Source organism: Streptomyces tateyamensis, from assembly GCF_003205575.1.
Classification (GTDB): Bacteria; Actinomycetota; Actinomycetes; order Streptomycetales; family Streptomycetaceae; genus Kitasatospora; species Kitasatospora tateyamensis.
Genome location: NZ_PYBW01000218.1, coordinates 1 through 3,087, shown reverse-complemented (window position 1 = coordinate 3,087; position 3,087 = coordinate 1). Strand labels below are relative to the sequence as shown.

Here is a 3,087-nt window from a genome sequence, read left to right as displayed (position 1 = left end):
CAGCGACTTCTTCAACTGCGGCACCAACTACGGCGCCGGCAAGTACGACCTGACAATCGTGGGCCCCAACCGCTTCCTGCGCCGCTTCACCGGCGACGCCACCAAGGCCGGCAAGACCTGCTCCGCCACCGCCTCCTACGCCGCGGCCCCCGACACCGGCAAGACGGCGCTGTGGTTCAAGCTGGGCAACACCGGCACCTCGGCGGTGACCTACACCGTCACCTCCAACCAGTACCGCACCGGCAGCTGGACCTACACCGTCCAGCCCGGCGCCACCGTCAGCGACTACTTCAACCAGGTCGCACTCTGCAACGGCTGGTACGACTTCACCGTCACCGTCTCCTCCGACACCACCTGGTCCCAGCGCTTCACCGGCCACCTCGAGACCGGCACCCCCAGCACCACCGGCTGAGCGAAGATCCCCCTGCGGTTCCGCCCCGGACCTGGCCACTGGTGGTCCGGGGCGGAGCGGGGGCGGCTGGTCAGGGCCGGGGTGGCGCTCGTGGTGGCGGCGCTGACGCCGGGTCAGCCCTGCCCGGGGTGGCCGGCGACGCCGACGCAGGCCTCGTTGCCCTCGGGGTCGGCCAGCACCCAGTGGCCGGGCGCGTACTCGTCGCTGACCAGTTTCCCGCCCGCCGCCAGGGCGGCCGCGATCCGGGCCGCGGCCTGGTCGTGCGGGACCCAGACGTCCACGTGCAGGCAGTTGCGCTCGGTGCGCGGCCGGTCCAGCTGCTGGAAGTAGAACGGGGCGCCGCGCCGGCGCGGATCGATCAGGTCCTCGGGGCTGCCGCTGCGGTTCTGGTAGCCGAGCAGCGCGCGCCAGAACGCGAGGACGGCCGGGATGTCGAGCGCGTCCACCGTGACCTGCGCCGTGCCGACGGCCGACGGGTCGGCCGCGAAGCCGAGCCGGGCGGCGGTGGCGGAGACGGCCCGGGCCAGCTCGACGCTCTGCTCGGTGAGCCCGTAGTAGTCCGGCTCGACGGTGATCAGCCGCACCGTCACCCCGTCGGCCCGCACGTCCACGTCGGGGTTGCCGGGCGAGGTGCCGGGCAGTTCGGCCAGCGCGGTCAGCAGCCGGGCGCCCGCCGCCAGCGAACCGGTGCGGAAGTAGGCGCAGGCACCTTCGCCGAGCACCCGCCAATCGACCAGGTCGGGCGTCTGGTGGAACTGCTTGGCGCGGATCCGCGCGGGTTCGGTGGTCATGCTCGCGACCCTACTGACCGTCAGCTCTCCAGGACCAGCCGCAGCAGGTCGCGCAGCGCCTCCTGCTGCCCGCTGTCCAGGGCGGCCAGCGGGCTGCCCGCGAACGGCATCCGGGCCCGCAGGTCGGCCACCACCGCGAGGCCCGCCTCGGTGGCCGCGACCAGCTTGACCCGCCGGTCGCCCGCGGCCGGGCGCCGCTCGACCAGGCCGCGCGCGGTGAGCCGGTCCACGATCGCGGTGACGTTGGACGGCTCGGCGTGCAGCCGGGCCGCGATCTCGCGCATCGGCACCGGGGACTCGGCCGCCTGCAGCGCCTTGGTCTGCAGCGGAGTCAGCTGGTGCGCCCCGGCGGCGGCCTCGAACTCCTCGAGGTAGCGGCGGTTGACGGCGGCGAAGAGGCCGAGGACCTCCCGGGTCAGCTCGCGGGGCGGTGCAGAGGACATGGGAGCAGTCTACCGAGGTGCTTGACAGGATGAAATATCTGGATCCATAGTTATGGAAGCACTTAGTTATGAATCATAAGGAAGTGAAGCCGCCATGACCGAGACCAAGACCGTGTTGATCACCGGTACCTCCTCCGGCATCGGGCTGGCCGCCGCGGTGGCCGCCGCGCAGGCCGGCTGGCGGGTGCTGGCCACCATGCGGGACACCGCCAAGGCCGGCCCGCTGCTGGCAGCGGCCGAGGCGGCCGGCGTGGCCGGGTCGGTCGAGGTGCGCCGGCTGGACGTGACCGACCCCGCCTCGGTGGACGACTGCCTGGCCGGGCTGGACCGGCTGGACGCGCTGGTCAACAACGCCGGCGCCGGCCACCTGGGCACCCTGGAGCAGGAGAGCGTGGCCGAGGTGCGCGCGGTCATGGAGGTCAACTTCTTCGGCGTGCTGAACGTGACCCGGGCCGCGCTGCCGCTGCTGCGCGCGGCCAAGGGCCGGCTGGTGACGGTCACCAGCGTCGGCGGGGTGGTCGGCCAGCCGTTCAACGAGGCGTACTGCGCGGCCAAGTTCGCCGTCGAGGGGTACCTGGAGGCACTGGCGCCGGTGGCCGCGAGCGTCGGCGTCTCGGTCAGTGTGGTGGAGCCGGGCGCGGTGGGCAGCGAGTTCGTCGCCAACGTCGGGGTCACCGACGCGCTGGTGGAGCAGGCCGGCCCGTACGCCCCGGCGCTGGTCAACTACCTGGCCCGGACCAAGGAGGCCTTCGCCAACGCGCAGTCCTCCGCCGACGCGGCCGCCCCGATCGTCGAGCTGCTGGCGGCCGAGCACCCGGCCTTCCGGATCCAGACCTCCGAGGCGGCCCGCGCCTTCGCCGGGATCAAGCTCGCGGACGGCGACGGTGCCAAGGTGCAGGCGCTGACCGCCGGCTGGATCAGCTGACGCCTCCCGACATGCGCGGTGCCGCTCGCGGTGCCATGTTGGGACTGCCCAGGTCGGTCGAGCCGCGAGGAGGAGACATGGGCCTGATGGACAAGCTCAGAAGCATGATGGGTGACCACAGCGAGAAGGCCGCCCAGATGGGCGACGGCGCGAAGGAGAGGGCCACCGAGGCCGGACAGCAGGCCGCCGACCAGCACCTGCCCAAGCCGGTCTCCGACGCGATGGGGAACCCGACCGGCAAGAGTGCCCAGCCGGGCGCGGACCCGCTGGAGCAGGCCGAGTCGAACATGGAGAGCGAGGGCGGCCACGAGTGGGAGGGGTAGTCCTCCGCGACTGAGCCGTCGCAGGCGGGGCGGGGCCCGGGGGGCGGGGCCCCCCCCCCCCCGTCCCTCGCGGGGCCGGGGCGGCGGGCGCGGGGGGGCGGGGCGGGGGGGGGGGGGGGGGGGGGGGGGGGGGGCGGGGGGGGCGCGGGGGCGTGGTTGGGGGTGCCGCCCCCCCTCCCCCCGCACCGTGTGT

5 protein-coding genes are annotated in these 3,087 nt (G+C 73.9%); 3 read left to right on the top strand and 2 right to left on the bottom strand.

Features of this window, described 5'->3' with window-relative positions; translation table 11 throughout:
* On the top strand, positions 1-412 hold a 412-nt coding region (locus C7C46_RS32760), incomplete at its 5' end, for a phospholipase domain-containing protein (RefSeq protein ID WP_146259316.1).
* Between the two features lie 113 nt (positions 413-525).
* Here C7C46_RS32760 and C7C46_RS32755 read toward each other — a convergent pair.
* Both C7C46_RS32755 and C7C46_RS32750 read right to left on the bottom strand, forming a co-directional pair.
* Complete coding sequence (locus C7C46_RS32755; protein ID WP_181442664.1) at positions 526-1,203, bottom strand: VOC family protein; 678 nt, start codon at positions 1,201-1,203, stop codon at positions 526-528.
* A 20-nt stretch (positions 1,204-1,223) separates the two neighbouring features.
* Complete coding sequence (locus C7C46_RS32750; protein WP_110673551.1) at positions 1,224-1,646, bottom strand: MarR family winged helix-turn-helix transcriptional regulator; 423 nt, start codon at positions 1,644-1,646, stop codon at positions 1,224-1,226.
* Between the two features lie 94 nt (positions 1,647-1,740).
* Here C7C46_RS32750 and C7C46_RS32745 point away from each other — a divergent pair, with 94 nt between their 5' ends.
* A complete protein-coding gene (locus tag C7C46_RS32745) occupies positions 1,741-2,571 on the top strand; it encodes an SDR family NAD(P)-dependent oxidoreductase (protein WP_110673550.1) in 831 nt (276 codons plus the stop codon).
* A gap of 86 nt (positions 2,572-2,657) precedes the next feature.
* Entirely contained in the window at positions 2,658-2,894 is a 237-nt protein-coding gene (locus tag C7C46_RS32740; RefSeq protein ID WP_146259315.1) for a hypothetical protein, read from the top strand.
* Positions 2,895-3,087 lie beyond the last annotated feature (193 nt).

Coding starts and splice junctions, on each gene's coding strand:
- C7C46_RS32755 (WP_181442664.1), bottom strand. CDS start 1,203: ATGACCACCGAACCCGCGCGGATCCGCGCCAAGCAGTTCCACCAGACG.
- C7C46_RS32750 (WP_110673551.1), bottom strand. CDS start 1,646: ATGTCCTCTGCACCGCCCCGCGAGCTGACCCGGGAGGTCCTCGGCCTC.
- C7C46_RS32745 (WP_110673550.1), top strand. CDS start 1,741: ATGACCGAGACCAAGACCGTGTTGATCACCGGTACCTCCTCCGGCATC.
- C7C46_RS32740 (WP_146259315.1), top strand. CDS start 2,658: ATGGACAAGCTCAGAAGCATGATGGGTGACCACAGCGAGAAGGCCGCC.